The 14,882-nt window shown below is 70.9% G+C and carries 15 protein-coding genes; 9 read left to right on the top strand and 6 right to left on the bottom strand.

Annotated features, from left to right (window positions below; all coding sequences use genetic code 11):
- Positions 1–416 precede the first annotated feature (416 nt).
- From AB0K15_RS09815 to AB0K15_RS09835, 5 genes are all read left to right on the top strand, one after another.
- Positions 417–1,397: a heme o synthase gene (locus tag AB0K15_RS09815; protein WP_360596563.1), complete on the top strand. Its 981-nt coding sequence runs from the start codon at positions 417–419 to the stop codon at positions 1,395–1,397.
- 41 nt (positions 1,398–1,438) lie between these two features.
- Positions 1,439–1,921: a hypothetical protein gene (locus AB0K15_RS09820; protein ID WP_364047699.1), complete on the top strand. Its 483-nt coding sequence runs from the start codon at positions 1,439–1,441 to the stop codon at positions 1,919–1,921.
- 97 nt (positions 1,922–2,018) lie between these two features.
- A complete protein-coding gene (locus AB0K15_RS09825; RefSeq protein WP_364047701.1) occupies positions 2,019–4,313 on the top strand; it encodes an ATP-binding domain-containing protein in 2,295 nt (764 codons plus the stop codon).
- 93 nt (positions 4,314–4,406) lie between these two features.
- Entirely contained in the window at positions 4,407–4,994 is a 588-nt protein-coding gene (locus AB0K15_RS09830; protein WP_364047703.1) for an FKBP-type peptidyl-prolyl cis-trans isomerase, read from the top strand.
- 3 nt (positions 4,995–4,997) lie between these two features.
- Entirely contained in the window at positions 4,998–5,255 is a 258-nt protein-coding gene (locus AB0K15_RS09835) for a cold shock domain-containing protein (protein ID WP_364047705.1), read from the top strand.
- A gap of 40 nt (positions 5,256–5,295) precedes the next feature.
- Here the strand turns inward: AB0K15_RS09835 and AB0K15_RS09840 are convergent, their stop codons facing one another.
- On the bottom strand, positions 5,296–6,267 hold the full coding sequence (locus tag AB0K15_RS09840) for a quinone oxidoreductase (protein WP_364047707.1): 972 nt from the start codon (positions 6,265–6,267) through the stop codon (positions 5,296–5,298).
- A 100-nt stretch (positions 6,268–6,367) separates the two neighbouring features.
- Between AB0K15_RS09840 and AB0K15_RS09845 the strand changes: the two genes are divergently transcribed.
- Complete coding sequence (locus tag AB0K15_RS09845) at positions 6,368–6,685, top strand: hypothetical protein (RefSeq protein ID WP_364047709.1); 318 nt, start codon at positions 6,368–6,370, stop codon at positions 6,683–6,685.
- Positions 6,682–7,548, top strand: a complete 867-nt coding sequence (locus tag AB0K15_RS09850; RefSeq protein WP_364047711.1) for a hypothetical protein — start codon at positions 6,682–6,684, stop codon at positions 7,546–7,548. Before AB0K15_RS09845 ends, AB0K15_RS09850 begins: the two co-directional genes overlap by 4 nt.
- On the opposite strand, the gene AB0K15_RS09855 is transcribed toward AB0K15_RS09850, so the two are convergent.
- The 5 genes from AB0K15_RS09855 to AB0K15_RS09875 all read right to left on the bottom strand — a co-directional run bounded on the left by AB0K15_RS09855 (position 7,549) and on the right by AB0K15_RS09875 (position 12,770).
- Positions 7,549–8,376, bottom strand: a complete 828-nt coding sequence (locus AB0K15_RS09855) for a carbohydrate ABC transporter permease (RefSeq protein WP_364047713.1) — start codon at positions 8,374–8,376, stop codon at positions 7,549–7,551.
- Complete coding sequence (locus AB0K15_RS09860) at positions 8,369–9,313, bottom strand: sugar ABC transporter permease (protein ID WP_364047715.1); 945 nt, start codon at positions 9,311–9,313, stop codon at positions 8,369–8,371. The genes AB0K15_RS09855 and AB0K15_RS09860 overlap by 8 nt, the downstream gene beginning before the upstream one ends.
- Before the next feature lie 5 nt (positions 9,314–9,318).
- Positions 9,319–10,626: a sugar ABC transporter substrate-binding protein gene (locus tag AB0K15_RS09865; protein WP_364047717.1), complete on the bottom strand. Its 1,308-nt coding sequence runs from the start codon at positions 10,624–10,626 to the stop codon at positions 9,319–9,321.
- A 37-nt stretch (positions 10,627–10,663) separates the two neighbouring features.
- The gene (locus AB0K15_RS09870) at positions 10,664–11,818 is read right to left on the bottom strand and encodes a Gfo/Idh/MocA family oxidoreductase (protein WP_364047719.1); all 1,155 of its coding nucleotides are present in this window, start codon (positions 11,816–11,818) and stop codon (positions 10,664–10,666) included.
- A 163-nt stretch (positions 11,819–11,981) separates the two neighbouring features.
- On the bottom strand, positions 11,982–12,770 hold the full coding sequence (locus tag AB0K15_RS09875) for a DeoR/GlpR family DNA-binding transcription regulator (RefSeq protein ID WP_364047721.1): 789 nt from the start codon (positions 12,768–12,770) through the stop codon (positions 11,982–11,984).
- 166 nt (positions 12,771–12,936) lie between these two features.
- On the opposite strand from AB0K15_RS09875, the gene AB0K15_RS09880 reads away from it, so the two are divergent.
- Positions 12,937–13,815 (top strand): sugar isomerase, encoded by an 879-nt coding sequence (locus AB0K15_RS09880; protein ID WP_364047723.1) that lies wholly within the window; start codon positions 12,937–12,939, stop codon positions 13,813–13,815.
- Complete coding sequence (locus AB0K15_RS09885; protein WP_364047725.1) at positions 13,815–14,660, top strand: ROK family protein; 846 nt, start codon at positions 13,815–13,817, stop codon at positions 14,658–14,660. The genes AB0K15_RS09880 and AB0K15_RS09885 overlap by 1 nt, the downstream gene beginning before the upstream one ends.
- Positions 14,661–14,882 lie beyond the last annotated feature (222 nt).

The following is a 14,882-nucleotide window of genomic DNA, read 5'->3' on the forward strand; positions in this document are numbered from 1 at the left end:
CTGGGAGCACTGCGCCGGGGTGCCACGCGGCCCGTCCGCGACAGCCTAGTGCTTGGGGTGTGCTCCGGGCAGCCGCGACAGCCGCGCCGTCCCCACCGGGCTGGTGATCCCGCCCATGCGGGTCGCTTGCGGTCCGCCGCTGGTCACGGACCGTGCAAAAGGGACGATCGAGGGGACCGTCCGGACCCGGCGGACACCACGACCGGTCCTTCCGGACACACCGTGCGCCGCGGATGCCGTCGAGGGTGAACCCGGTGGCGTGACGCAGAAGACAGGCATGGCGTGTCGAGGACCCTCGATCACGCAGGCGGATTCGCCACGTCTAACATCGAGCGCGGGCCTGGTCCGGGAGATTCACCAGTTCCATCGCGGTCTTCCGGATCGCCACCCGGCCCCGAACTGACCTTGGGAGTGAAATGTCGTTGGTGAACGCTGCGCACGGACGCAGTGAGAACACCAGCGCCGAACACCCGACCGGTGAACGACCGCGTGGTGCCCGGCGAACTGTCCGCCAGGTGGTCGGCGCCTACGCCGCGCTCGCGAAGCCGAGGGTGATCGAGCTCCTCCTCGTCACGACCATCCCCGCGATGTTCCTGGCCGGACGCGAGATCCCGTCGCCGTGGCTCGTGCTCGCCACGCTCGTCGGCGGCACCATGGCGGCCGGCAGCGCCAACGCACTCAACTGCGTGATCGACGCGGACATCGACAAGGTGATGAACCGCACCAAGAAGCGCCCGCTGGTGAAGGACTCGGTGCCGCGGCGCAACGCGCTGATCTTCGGTCTCGTGCTCGGCGTCGCTTCGTTCGCGGTCCTGTATTTCACCGTGAACCTGCTGTCGGCGATCCTCGCGATCGCGACCATCCTCTTCTACATCTTCGTCTACACCCTGGGCCTCAAGCGGCGCACGTCGCAGAACGTCGTGTGGGGTGGCGCCGCCGGCTGCATGCCGGTGGTCATCGGCTGGGCCGCCGTGTCCGGCACCGTGCAGTGGCCCGCGTTCGTCATGTTCGGCGTCATCTTCTTCTGGACGCCCCCGCACACGTGGGCCCTGGGCATGAAGTACCGCGAGGACTACGAACGCGCGGGGGTCCCGATGCTCCCCGTCGTGGCGACCCCGCAGCACGTCGCCAAGCAGATCGTCATCTACTCGTGGGTGATGGTCGCCTGGACCCTCCTGCTGCTCCCCGTCACCAGCTGGCTGTACGCCACCTTCGCGGTCCTCGCCGGCGCCTGGTTCCTCTTCTACGCCCACCGCCTCCAGGCCGCCGTCCGCCGCGGCGAGGAGACGAAGCCGATGTCGCTGTTCCACCGGTCGAACACGTACCTGATGATCGTGTTCGTCGCGCTGGCGGTGGACTCGGCGATCGGGTTGCCGACGCTCGGCTTGCCGTTCTGAGTCCGGCCGCTTTCCTGGCCGACGTCCTCGAGTCCGGCACCGTGCTCGGTGCCGACGTCACCTGGTCCCCCGAGTGGGTCGTCGCGTTCTTCGGCGACGACTCCGGGGAGAACCGGCACCCGCGTCAGCTCTGGTACGACTTCGGCCTCGTCGAGTTCTCCTGGGACCGCGCCTCGACGGACCGGCCGTGGTCCGGCCACCACTTCTCCGTCCAAGCCCACCGGCTCGCCCAAAGCGTCACCCCCGAGCCGGCGCTCGTCGAGCGGTACGGGCCGTTCTCCGGGCCGGTGGCGTTCGCCGCCGTCTCCGAGGAGCTGGAGCGGCGGGGCGTCGAGCTGGTCGAGCGGCCGGGCAGCGACCCCGACATCCGCGAGTACTGGCAGCCGCAGTCGTTCACGAGTGCGCTCGTCGTCGTGGGCGGCTACTACGGCAACCCGGGCGACGTCTACAACCTCAGCTCGCCCGTGTTCGCCACTCCGGGGTCGCGCGAAAGTGAGCTGTTCCGCACGCTCCACGGCCTCTGATCCGCCTGAGCCGCGCTCGGGAATGGCGTAGTCTGGTTGGCCGTTGTGGTTTTCCGGCTGTCCGCCGCCTTCCCCCGATGCGAAAGCAGGATCTCACTTGTCCGTGTCCCCGGACCGGGAAGCAGACCGCGCCCTCGAGGACGGTACGCCCGAGCACGCCGCCGAGCTGGCGCGGGAGCAGGCGTATGTCACGACGCTGTACGCGAAGCTCGACGCCGAGCGGGTCGAGGCCCAGCGGCGCCTCGACACCACGCTGAGGCAGACCGGCGGCACCCCGCAGGCTCGCACCGAGCGGGACGTCGCCACGACGCTGTACTCGGACCGGCTCGCGCAGCTCGGGTCGGTGGAGCAGGGGCTGTGCTTCGGCCGGCTCGACTTCGTGCCCGAGAGTGCCGAAGAAACGACCTACATCGGCCGCCTCGGGTTGTTCGAGGAGGACGACGACTACAAGCCGCTGCTGGTGGACTGGCGGGCGCCCGTCGCGCGGCCGTTCTACCTCGCCACGGCCGCCTCGCCCGACGGCGTGCGCCGGCGGCGGCACCTGCGGTCGCTGAGCCGCAAGGTGACGGGGTTCGACGACGAGATCCTCGACCTGTCGGCCGCCGACCAGGGGCAGGACCTCGGGCTCGCGGGCGAGGCGGCGTTGCTGGCCGCCCTCGAACGCCGGCGCACGGGCGAGATGAGCGACATCGTCGCGACGATCCAGGCCGAGCAGGACCGGATCATCCGCGCGCCGCTCGGCGGGGTGATGGTGGTGCAGGGCGCGCCGGGCACGGGCAAGACCGCCGTCGCGCTGCACCGGGCCGCGTACCTGCTCTACACGCACCGCCAGCAGCTCACCACGCGCGGCGTGCTCGTGGTCGGGCCCAACAGCACGTTCCTGCGCTACATCGGCCAGGTCCTCCCGTCGCTGGGCGAGACCGGCGTGCTCCTCGCCACGATCGGGCAGCTCTACCCGGGCCTCGACGCGGAGGGCGTCGAGCCGCCGGAGGCCGCGGAGGTCAAGGGGCGCCTGGTGATGGCCGACGTGCTCGCGAACGCGGTGCGCGACCGCCAGCGCGTGCCCGAGCCCGTGGTGGAGATCGAGCACGAGCGGGAGATCCTCAAGCTCGACCGCAAGACCTGCGTCGAGGCCCGCACCCGCGCGCGCCGCTCGCGCCGGCCCCACAACCTGGCGCGCCGCCTGTTCGTGTCCGACGTGCTCGACGCGCTGACCCGCCAGGCCGCCCGCAAGCTGGGGGAGGACCTGCTCGACGCGCAGGACGTGCAGGACATCCGCGCGGAGCTCGCCGCCAGCCCCACCGTGGCCGCCGCCGTGAACGAGCTGTGGCCGAAACTGACGCCGGAAGGCCTGCTCGACGACCTGTTCGCCGAGCGCGAACACCTTGATCGCGCCGCCGGCAAGCTGCTGTCCGAGGCCGATCGCGCGCACCTGGAGAGCGGCCGCGACGCGAAGTGGACCCCCGCCGACGTGCCGCTGCTCGACGAGCTGGCCGAGCTGCTCGGCGAAGACGACAGCGAGGAGCGCGCCGAGCGCCGGCGCCGCGACCGCGTGCAGCGCGCGTACGCCGAGGGCGTGCTGCACATCCTGGAACAGGACGAGGAGATCCAGGACGAGGAGATCCTGCGGGTGTCCGACGTCCTCGACGCCGAGCTGTTCGCCGAACGCCAGCAGGAGCGCAGCGAGCTGACCGCGGCGCAGCGCGCCGCGCAGGACCGCACATGGACGTTCGGCCACGTGATCGTGGACGAGGCCCAGGAACTGTCCGCCATGGACTGGCGGCTGCTCATGCGCCGCTCGCCCAACCGCTCCATGACGCTCGTCGGCGACGTCGCGCAGACCGGCGCGGCCGGGGGAGCGCGCACGTGGGACGAGGTCCTCTCGCCCTACGTCGCGGACCGCTGGCGCCTCGAGCAGCTCACCGTGAACTACCGCACGCCGGCCGAGATCATGGCCGTGGCCGCGCGCGTGCTGGCGGAGCTCGACGTGGACCTCGCGGCACCGGCGTCGGTGCGCGAGACCGGCGTGGCGCCGTGGTCGAAGGCGACGAGCGACCTCGGTGCCGATCTGCCGGGCCTGGTCGCGCAGGAGCTGTCCGCAGTGGACGGTGGCACCGTGGCCGTGCTCACACCCGCGGCCCGGCTCACGGCCGTGGAAGCGGTGCTCCCGCCCGACGAGCGCGTGAGCGTGCTCACGGTCGAGCGCGCCAAGGGCCTGGAGTTCGACGCCGTTCTGCTGGTCGCGCCGGACGAGATCGTCGCGGCCTCACCGCGCGGGCTCAACGACCTGTACGTGGCCCTCACGCGTGCGACCCAGCGGCTCGGTGTGGTCCAGACCGGTGAGGCCGTTCCGGCGCTGGCCGGGCTCCGTTACCCATCCGGCCAAAAGTAGGCGGGAACCCAGCCGGACGGTTGTCGACTTCGGCACCGTTCCCGCCGTGGCTGTGGTCGGATGGGTAATCAACAGCGCGCTAGCATCCCGGGCATGCAGAGAATCGGCAAGATCGCCTCCGTGGGCGCCGTGGCCGCGGCCGCGGCGTTCAGCCTGACCGCGTGTGGCGGCGACGACACCGCGGCCCAGCCGTCCGGCACCCCGTCGGCCCCGGCCGCACCGTCGAGCTCGGCCGCCGCGGCCGGCGCGCAGAGCAAGGGCCGCGAGTGCACCGCGGACGACATCAAGACCACCGGGACCTTCGGCCAGCCGCCGACGATCACCATCCCGGACGACTGCGATCCGCCGAAGAAGCTGATCACGAAGGACCTGGTCCCGGGCACCGGCAACGGCGCCAAGGCCGGCCAGGAACTGTCGATGAACTACACGCTGGTCACCTGGTCGGACAAGAAGAAGCTCGACAGCTCCTTCGACCGCGGTGAGCCGTTCTCCCTGCACCTCGGCGCGGGCGAGGTCATCCCCGGCTGGGACCAGGGCCTCGTCGGCATCAAGCAGGGCGGGCGCCGGCTGCTGATCATCCCGCCCGACCTCGGCTACGGCCAGGGCGGCAACGGCATCGCGCCGAACGAGACCCTCGTCTTCGTCACCGACGCCGTCACGGTGCCGACCGACAAGAGCTGAGCCGTGCCGGAGACCGTCCACCGTGGCCGGGTCGTCCGCTGGCACGACGAGGACGGCTGGGGCGTGCTGGAGTCGCGGACCGTGCCCGAGCAGGTCTGGGCCCACTACTCGCACGTGGACATGGCCGGATTCCGGCGGCTGAGCGCCGGCGCCGAGGTCGAGTTCACGGCAGAGCGCGCCGAGCAGGACGGCTTCAACTGGCGGGCGGTCTCCGTCAGGGAACTGCCGCCGAAGAAGCCGAAGAAGCCCAAGAAGCACTGATCCGCCGGGCCGGGCACGCACCCGACCCGGCGGATCGGCGTCACGGGATGAGGATCAGCTTCCCGGTCGTCCGGCGGCCCTGCAGGTCCTCGTGGGCCTTGCGGGCGTCGGCCAGCGGGTAGCGGCCGCCGATGCGGATGTCCAGCGAACCGTCGGTCACGGCCGCGAACAGCTCGTCCGCGCGCCAGTCGAGCTCCTCGCGCGTGCGGACGTAGTGGCCGGACGTCGGGCGGGTCAGGAACAGCGAGCCGCCCGAGTTGAGACGCTGCGGGTCGATCGGCGGCACCGGGCCGCTGGCCGCGCCGAACAGCGCGAGCATGCCGCGGATCCGCAGGCTGGCCAGGCTGCCGTCGACGGTGTCCTTGCCGACGCCGTCGTACACCACGTGCACGCCCTCGCCGTCGGTCAGCTCACGCGTGACCTTGGCGAAGTCCTCCCGGTCGTAGCGGATCACGTGGTCGGCGCCGGCCCCGCGGGCCAGCTCGGCCTTCTCCTCGGTGGACACCGTGCCGATCACGCGCGCGCCCCGCGCCTTCGCCAGCTGCACCAGCAGCAGGCCGACCCCGCCGGCCGCGGCGTGGACCAGCACGTCGTCGCCGGGCTTGACCTCGTAGGTCGAGCGGACCAGGTAGTGCGCGGTGATGCCCTGCAGCATCGTGGCGGCGGCGACCTCGTCGGACACGCCGGCGGGCACCTTCACGGCGCCGGCCGCCGGCACGAGCTTGCGCGCCGCGTAGCTGCCCAGCGAGCCCTGCCAGGCCACGCGGTCGCCCGGGGCGAACGCCGTCACGCCGTCACCGACCTCGGCCACGGTGCCCGCGCCCTCCAGGCCGAGCACGAACGGCAGGTCGATCGGGTAGATGCCCTGGCGCTGGTAGGTGTCGATGTAGTTGACGCCGGCGGCGGCCACGTCCACCAGCAGCTCACCGGCACCGGGCGAGCCGACCTCGACCTCGGTGACCTCCAGTACCTCGGGACCACCGGTCGTCCTGACCTGCACAGCGGACGGCATGTTTCCTCCTCGCGTCGGGTTCGGCACTCACCGGGGTCCAACTATGGCCGACGCCACGCTTGTTCCGCGTCACCGGGTGAGACCGGTTAAGCTCGCCGACGTGGCTGAGGAGACCGAGCAGACGCCCCCCGCACCGACCGGCCGGCAGCTGGCCGCCGCCCGTGACTTCGTGGCGCGGCACGGGAAACCGTCGCGCGCGGTGGTCGAGAACATCGGCCGGATCGGCGCTCGCGTGGTGCTGGTGGGAGCCGACGGCGCCCTCGGCGACGTGATCGTGCCGGCTCTCGGGACGGGCACGGCGCTCGTCGAGGCGGTCGAGGACCTCGAACCCGCCGAATGGGACAGCGAGACTGTGAAGGCGACCAAGATCGGCGCGGCCCACCGCCGCAAGATGGCCGGCCCGCGAGCCGGCCGGTGACCCGCGAAGCGATCTTCGTCGCCTGCGCCCAGATGCCCGAGGGCGACGGCGACGACACCGCCGCCGCGTCCGCCCTCGACGACCTGGGCTTCAGCGTCCGCTGGGCCGTGTGGGACGACCCGGCCGCCGACTATTCGACCGCCGACCTCGTGGTGCTGCGCGCGACCTGGGACTACCCCGAGCGTCGCGCCGAGTTCCTCGATTGGTGCGAGACCGTGCCGACGCTGGCGAACCCCGCCGCGGTCGTGCGCTGGAACACCGACAAGTCCTACCTCGTCGAGCTGATCGAGGCGGGCGTGCCCACGGTGCCGACCACGCTGGTCGAGCCGGGTGAACAGGCGAAGTGGCCGAAGGTGCCGTTCGTGGTGAAGCCCTCGGTCGGCGCGGGTTCGCGTGGCGCCGCACGCTTCGGCGCCGACGCCGCCGGCGCGGCCGAGCACCTGCGCGGCCTGCACGCCGACGGCCGCACCGCCGTCATCCAGCCGTACCAGTCCAGTGTGGACACCCAGGGCGAGATCGCGCTCGTGTACTTCGGCGGCGTTTATTCGCACGCCTTCACGAAGGGTGCGATGCTCGGGGCCGGCACCGATCCGTCGGGCCTGTTCCTCACGGAGAAGCTCGCCCCGGCCGTCCCGGCGTCCGGGGTGCGCGCCGTCGCGGAGGACGCCCTGGACGCCGCGTGCTCGCTGCTGGGCATCCTGCGGGCCGAGCTGCTCTACGCCCGGGTGGACATCGTGCGCGGCGAGGACGGGCACCCGCTGGTGCTGGAGCTCGAGCTGGCCGAACCGTCGCTGGGCTTCCGCAACGCCGACGCGGGGGCCCCGTTGAGGTTCGCGTCGGCGGTGCGGCAGCAGCTGGCCTAGCTACTTCAGGCCCGAGGACGCCAGCCCGTCGATCACCCGGCGCTGCAGCAGGATGAACAGGATCAGGATCGGCGCCATGGCCAGCAGGCTGGCGGCCATCAGCACGGGGTAGTTCACCGTCACGTCGCCGGCCAGGGTGGCCAGCGCGGCCGACAGCGGCATCTGCGTGGCGCGCGTCGACACCACGAGCGGCCACAGCAGCTCGTTCCACGACCACAGCACGGCCGAGATCGCGAGCACGCTGATGCTCGGGCGCACCACCGGCAGCAGCACGCTCCAGAACGTCCGCAACGGCCCGCTGCCGTCGATGCGCGCCGCCTCCTCCAGCTCCGCGGGGAGGTTGAGGAAGGCCGTGCGCATCAGGAAGGTGCCGTACGCGCTGAACAGACCGGGCGCGACGATGCCGGCCAGGGTGTTGAGCCAGCCGAGGCCCTGCACGATCTGGTACTGCGAGATCAGGTACGCCTGCGAGGGCACCAGCAGGATCGACAGCACGAGCCCCAGCAGCACCGCCCGGCCGCGGAAGCGCATCCGGGCGAACGCGTAGCCGGCCAGGGTGCACAGCACGATCTGGGCGAGCGTGCGGATCACGGTGATGAGCACCGAGGTCCACAGCTGCGACAGGAACGGCAGCCGCTGGAACACCGCCGCGTAGTTCTGCCACTGCAGGTGCGCCGGCCAGAACGTGGGCGTCACGCTCTGCACCTCTGCGTTGGTGGACAACGACATCACGATCTGCCACAGGAACGGGAAGGCCATGATCAGCCCGCCCACCCCGAGGACGAGGTGGATCAGGGCGTGGGACTGCCGGCGTCGGGCTCTAGGCATTACCGGCCCACCTCCGTTGCAAGCGGAACTGCAGGAGCGTGACGAGACCGATGAGCACGAAGATGACCATCGCGATCGCCGCGGCGAATCCCTTGTCGTTCTCGACGAAACCCGCGTTGTAGAAGTAGTAGACGAGCGACATCGTCTTCGGCAGCACGGCGTTGTGGTTGCCCAGCAACGCGTACAGCAGGTCGAAGAGCTGGAAGCTCGCGATGGTGGTCACCACGACCACGAAGAACACGCTGGGCGCCAGCAGCGGCAGCGTGATCGAGCGGAACTGGCGGAAGCGGCTCGCGCCGTCGAGCTCGGCGGCCTCGTAGAGCTCCGGCGGGATGTTCTTCAGGCCCGCGCCGAGCACGATCATCGAGAAGCCCAGCGAGGACCACAGGCCCACCACGGACACTGCGGCCAGCGCGAAGCCCGGCGTGTTGACCCAGGACGGGCCGGGGATCCCGAACAGCGACAGCGCCCAGTTGAGGATGCCGTAGTCGCCGTTGAAGATCATGCGCCACACCAGCGCCACGGCGGCCGGCATCGCCACGTACGGCAGGAAGAACAGCACGCGGTAGAACTGCGCGAACCGCAGGCCCGGGGTGTTGAGCAGGCTGGCGAGCCACGCCGCGATCGGCACGCCGAGCAGCACCACCGCCGTGTAGATCACGGTGTTCAGCAGCGACCGGTACAGCTGCGGGTCGGTGAACAGCCGGCTGTAGTTGTCCAGCCCGGACCACTTGAAGCCACCGAACACGCCCCAGGTGGTGAACGAGTAGAACGCCGTCTGCAGGATCGGCCAGATGTAGAAGACGAGCACCCCGGCCAGCAGCGGCAGCACGAACGCCCAGGGCCACAGGCCGTCCCCGCGCCGGACGCCGCGCCGCTTCCGCCGGGTGGCGGGAGCGGCGGGCGCCGGAGCGGACTCGGAGACATCGGCGGACACGGCACTCATTCCTTGGCCAGGTCTGCGTTCATCTGCGAGGTCAGGTCCTTCAGCACGGCGTCGACGGGCTTGGTGCCGTCGAAGGCGTCGGGCAGCAGGTTGGTCTCGAGCGTGTTCCACGCGGCGGTGTTCTTCGATACCGGCAGCGGCTTGGCGTAGGAGACCTCGTCGAGGAACAGCTGCAGGTCCACGCCCGGCATGGACTTCGCGAACGCGTCCTGGGTGCCGTTGTAGGCCGGGATCACCGCGCCGAGGTCACCCTGCTGCTGCTGGGCTTCCTTGCTCGCCAGGAACACCTGCAACGCTTGCGCGGCCTGCTTGTTCTGGCTGTTCGCGGCGACCACATTGGACAGACCGTGGATCACGGTCGCCTGCTGGTCGCCCTTGGGCACGGGGAGCACCATGACGTCCTTGGCGATCGGCGCCGCGGCGACCTCGCTGCGGGCCCAGCTGCCGCCCTGGTACATCGCGGACTTGCCGGAGACGAACCACTGGTCGCCGGTGGTGTCGGTGAGCTGCTTGATGGTCGGCATCGCCTTGGACTTCACCAGGTCGGTCCAGAACTGGATGCCCTTCTGCGTCGCAGGGCTGTCGTAGGTCGAGGTCTTGCCGTCGGGCGAGATCACGGAGCCGCCGGACTGGAAGATGGTGTTGTAGTAGGTGGTCTGGCCGTCCATGCCGGCGGAGATGCCGTAGACGCCCTTGCTCGCGAGCTTCTGCGAGATCTGCGCGGCGGTGGACTGGAGGTCGGCCCACGTCCAGTCCTTGCTCGGGATCGGCACGCCGGCCTCGGCGAACAGCGCCTTGTTGACCCAGACGCCGATGGTGTCGAAGTCCTTCGGCACGCCGTACTGCACACCGTCCAAGGTGTACAGCTGGTCCAGCGACTGCGGGTAGTTCTTCGGGTCGATCGCGCCGGCCTTCACCTCGCCGGTGATGGGCTCGATCTTGCCGTTGCTCGCGTAGAGCTGGAAGTTGGGGCCGTTCATCCAGAACAGGTCAGGCAGGCTGTCGCTGGAGGCCTCGGTCTGCAGCTTGGTGAAGTAGTCGGCGTACGGGGTGACGTCCACGTTCACCTTGATGTTCGGGTACTTCTTGTTGAACTCGGCCAGGTTGGCGTTGATCGCCTTGACCTGGGTCTGGTCCCAGACCGCGTAGGTCAGGTTCGCCGAGACGTTCGTGTCAGGCGCGCTGTACGGGGTGTCCGAATCGGACGCGGTGGACGCACCCGTGGACGAGCACGCGACGAGTGTGGCGGCGGCGGCCACCGTGCCGGCCACCGCGGCCAGGGCTCGGCGGGGGAATGAAGCCATCGGGGTTCCTTTCAGCGGGCGGGGGAGGATCAGGAGGTCAGCGGGTAACGACGGGGAAGTGGGCGCGCACGGCGGCGGGCAGCTCGGGCACGTCGAGGGGGATCGAGCCGGTGCGCAGCGACTGGGTGGCGAGCGCGCCGGCCGCCACGGCCTCGCGGGCGGCGACCGGGGAGAGTGTCGGCGTCTCGCCGTCGATCACGTAGCGCAGGAACTCGGTCATCGTGAGCAGGTCGGCGTCGGCGTGGCCTTCCTCGACACCGGAGATCGGGTACTCGCGGTCGCCGTCGGCCGACCAGCCGCGGCGGTGGTTCCACACCTTCACCACGCCGCCGCCGGTGTCCCCGAAGTTCTCCGCGCGGCCTTCCGTGCCGATCACGGTGTAGTTGCGCCAGTAGTCCGGGGTGAAGTGGCACTGCTCGTAGCTGGCGAGCACGCCGTTGTCGAGGGTCATCAGCACCATGGAGACGTCCTCGACGTCGACCACCTCGTTGAGGCCGGTCTGCGTGGCCGGCGGCCAGTTGTCGAAGGAGAACCAGTCCTGCATCAGCTCGTTCTCGTGGCCGCCGCGGTCGGTGATGTCGCCGTAGACCGCGAGCCGGCCCATCCCGACCACGCGGCGGGTGTACCCGCCGGCGAGCATGTGGATCACGTCGAGGTCGTGGCTGGCCTTCTGCAGCAGCAGGGAGTTGACCTTGCTGCGGTCGGCGTGCCAGTCCTTGAAGTAGTAGTCGCCGCCGTTGCCGACGAAGTGGCGGCACCACACGGTTTTGACCTCGCCGATCTCGCCGCGGGCCACGACCTCGCGCAGCGCGCGGGCCACGCCGGAGTGCCGGAAGTTGTGTCCGATGTAGAGCGGCGTGTTCGACTCCTGCGCGGCGGCCAGCACGGCGTCGGCGTCTTCGAGCGTGATCGCGAGCGGCTTCTCGAGGTAGACGGCGATGCCCGCGCGCAGCAGGTCGACGGCGATCTCGGCGTGGGTCCAGTCCGGCGCGGTCACGATCGCCGCGTCGACGAGCTTGCGATCGATCAGGTCCGTGTGCTGCTCGACGACGTCGATCTCGCCGAACAGCTCACGCGCCCGTGCGCGGCCGGCCTCGGTCGGGTCGGCCGCGGCCACCACGGTCGCGGCCAGCCCGGACTCCGCGATGTGCCGCGCGATGACGGCCCGCTGGCCGACTCCCACCACACCCACGCGGACAGCTTCGCCGTTTCCCACCTGGTCACCTCACCTCTGCGTGATATTGATCTGCATGATGGCAAACCAATCACTAATGCACAACACGCGATGACAAGTCTGCTCGGACGCGTGCGCGAACCGTTACGCGGGCCGTGACCGGTCCGGGATCGGCTCGGGGTCAGCTCGCGACCACGAGCTCGACCGACGCGGCGGCCAGCTCGGCGGCGAACGAAGCCGGCACTTCGGCGTCCGTGACCAGCACGTCGATCTCCGAGAGCCGGCAGATGCGGGCGAAGGTGGACTTCATCAGCTTCGTGGCGTCGGCGACCACGATCACGCGCCGTGCGACCTGGCTGAAATGCCGGCTGACCTCGGCTTCTCCCTCGTGCAGGGTGGTGGCGCCGTACTGCGCGCTCAGCCCGTCGACGCCGAGTATCACGGTGTCGAGGGCGAACGCCGCGAGCGCGCTGGACACCAGTGAGCCGACCAGCTCGTAGGACTGGCGCCGGGCCACACCGCCGGTGACGACGATCTTCACGTGCGCGCGCACAGACAGCTCGTAACCGATGTTCAGGGCGTTGGTGACGATGGTCAGGCCGGTTTCGCCGTCGGCGCGGATGAAGCGCTCGCTTTTGCCGAGCGCCCGGGCGACCTCGGTGGTCGTGGTGCCGCCGTTGATCCCCACCGTCTCACCGGGCCGGACCAGCTCGGCTGCGGTGCGGGCGATCGCGGTCTTGGCCTCGGCCTGGCGCGCGATCTTGTACTGGAGCGGCAGCTCGTAGCCGGCGCCGAGGGCCGCCGCGCCGCCGTGCGTGCGGGTGATCAGGCGCTGGTCGGCGAGGATCGAGAGGTCGCGGCGCGCGGTGGCGGGCGAGATGCCGAGCGTTTCGCCGATCTCCGTGATCGTCACGTTCCCTCGTTCGCTCACCAGCTCGAGCAGGGCGTTGAGGCGTTGCTGGGGTGTCATCGTGTGGCTCGCGTTCGAGGTCGAGGGGCAGGACCGACTCATCCTAGAGGTCATCTCCACTGAGCCGGATGATTGAAGATGACGTATATCGCTCACTCCAATCAAGAATGATCGTCTATGCTCACGTCTGCGATCACGTCGATCGCCCTCGGATCGAAAGGTCTCCATGTCCGACTCCTTCGTGTCCCGTGAGCTCGCGTCCCAACCGCAAATGTGGCGTACGGCGGCCGAGCTGTTCCCCTCCGTCGCGAGCGCGCTGCCGCAGCCGGGGGAACGCGTCGCCGTCGTCGGGTGCGGCACCAGCTGGTTCATCGCCATGAGCTACGCCGTCGCGCGCGAGCAGCGCGGGCACGGCCTGACCGACGCGTTCGCCGGGTCCGAGTACCCGCGTGAGCGCCAGTACGACCGCGTCGTCGCGATCTCGCGCTCCGGCACCACGACCGAGATCGTCGACCTGCTCGGCGCGCTCGACTCGCAGCGCACGGTGCTGATCACGGCCGTCGGCGACGCGCCGGCCGCCGCGGTGGCCGGCGAGGTCGTGGAACTTCCGTTCGCCGACGAGGAATCCGTGGTGCAGACGCGGTTCGCGACGACCACGCTCGCGCTGCTGCGCGCGGGGCTCGGCGACGACGTCGAAGCGCTGGCGGCGCAGGCCGAGCAGGCGCTGCAGGTGCCCGTCACCGAGCTGCTCGACGCCGAGCAGGTGAGCTTCATCGGCCGCGACGCCGCCGTGGGCCTCACTTTCGAAGCCGCGTTGAAGACCCGCGAGGCCGCGCAGTTCTGGGCGGAGTCGTACCCGGCCATGGACTACCGCCACGGCCCGATCGCCATCGCGCAGCCCGGCCGGCTCGTGTGGTCGCTCGGCGAGACGCCCGAGGGCCTGGCCGACGACATCGCCCGCACGGGCGCGACGTTCGTCCACCACGACCTCGACCCGATGGCGGCTTTGGTCGTGGTGCAACGGTTCGCCGTCGCGCTGGCCGTGCGCCGCGGGCTCGACCCCGACCACCCGCGCTCGCTCACGCGCTCGGTCATCCTCACCTGATGGCGGTGCTCGGTGTCGACGTCGGCGGCACCACGGTCAAGGCGCGCGTCACCGGCGACGACGGCGCGGTGCTCGCGCAGTGGCGCGAACCCACGCCGACGGGCGACCCGCAGGCGCTGGCGGGGCTCGTGCGCCGCGCCACCGAGTGGTACCCGGTCGACGCGGTGGGCCTCGTCGTGCCCGGCATCGTCGACGAGCGCGCCGGGCTGTGCGTTCAGGCCGTGAACCTCGGTTGGCGCGACGTTCCGGTGCGGGAGCTCGTGTCCGCTTCGGTGGACGTGCCGTTGGCGTTCGGGCAGGACGTGCGGGCCGGCGCGCTCGCCGAGGTCCGCACGGGCGCCGCGGCGGGGTCTTCCGAGCCGGTGTTGTTCGCCGCGGTCGGGACGGGCCTGGCCGGCGCCCTCGTGGTCGACGGCCGGGTCCTCGCCAGCCCGTGGGCCGGCGAAATCGGCCAGGTGCTCCTGGCCGGCGGCGGCCGGGTGGAGGAGGTCGCCTCGGCCTCCGCCCTCGCCCGCCACGCCGGCGCGCCCGACGCCTTCACCGTCGCCGAACGCGTCCGCGGCGGCGACGGTGCCGCCGTGGCCGCCTGGCAGGAGTGCGTGCGGGTCCTCGCCGAGTCCATCGCCTGGACCACCGCCGCCGTGGGCTGCGCCACCGTCGTGGTCGGCGGCGGTCTGGCCGAGGCGGGCGCCCTGCTGCTCGACCCGCTCACCCACGAGGTCGCCTCGCGCCTCGGCATTCTCCGCGCACCCTCCCTCGTCCGCGCCCACCACGGCGACGCGGCGGCCGTGATCGGCGCGACGTTGCTGGCGCAGGACCTGCTGGCCGCGGGAGTGGCGCGATGATCGTCGTGGCTGCGTTCGGTCAGACGTCCGGTGTCACCGACCGCGTGGTGGTATCCGAGCCGACGATCGTGCGATCGCGCCAAGGCAGCGCGGCGGCACGTGTTGGCGCAGGGTCCGCTCGCTGCGGGCGCACTCCTGCGGCCGAGGCCTCCGCCCGCGCGGTGCGGAACCTGCGCGGCGAACCGCGGGCACTGCGGTGGTGCGGCAACGGCCGGTTGCAAA

Source organism: Amycolatopsis sp. NPDC049253 (genome assembly GCF_040678995.1).
Classification (GTDB): domain Bacteria; phylum Actinomycetota; class Actinomycetes; order Mycobacteriales; family Pseudonocardiaceae; genus Amycolatopsis.

Bases quoted from the DNA above. Each gene is read 5' to 3' on its own strand.
- AB0K15_RS09815 (WP_360596563.1), top strand. From the start codon at position 417: ATGTCGTTGGTGAACGCTGCGCACGGACGCAGTGAGAACACCAGCGCC.
- AB0K15_RS09830 (WP_364047703.1), top strand. From the start codon at position 4,407: ATGCAGAGAATCGGCAAGATCGCCTCCGTGGGCGCCGTGGCCGCGGCC.
- AB0K15_RS09840 (WP_364047707.1), bottom strand. From the start codon at position 6,267: ATGCCGTCCGCTGTGCAGGTCAGGACGACCGGTGGTCCCGAGGTACTG.
- AB0K15_RS09855 (WP_364047713.1), bottom strand. From the start codon at position 8,376: ATGCCTAGAGCCCGACGCCGGCAGTCCCACGCCCTGATCCACCTCGTC.
- AB0K15_RS09865 (WP_364047717.1), bottom strand. From the start codon at position 10,626: ATGGCTTCATTCCCCCGCCGAGCCCTGGCCGCGGTGGCCGGCACGGTG.
- AB0K15_RS09875 (WP_364047721.1), bottom strand. From the start codon at position 12,770: ATGACACCCCAGCAACGCCTCAACGCCCTGCTCGAGCTGGTGAGCGAA.
- AB0K15_RS09880 (WP_364047723.1), top strand. From the start codon at position 12,937: ATGTCCGACTCCTTCGTGTCCCGTGAGCTCGCGTCCCAACCGCAAATG.
- AB0K15_RS09885 (WP_364047725.1), top strand. From the start codon at position 13,815: ATGGCGGTGCTCGGTGTCGACGTCGGCGGCACCACGGTCAAGGCGCGC.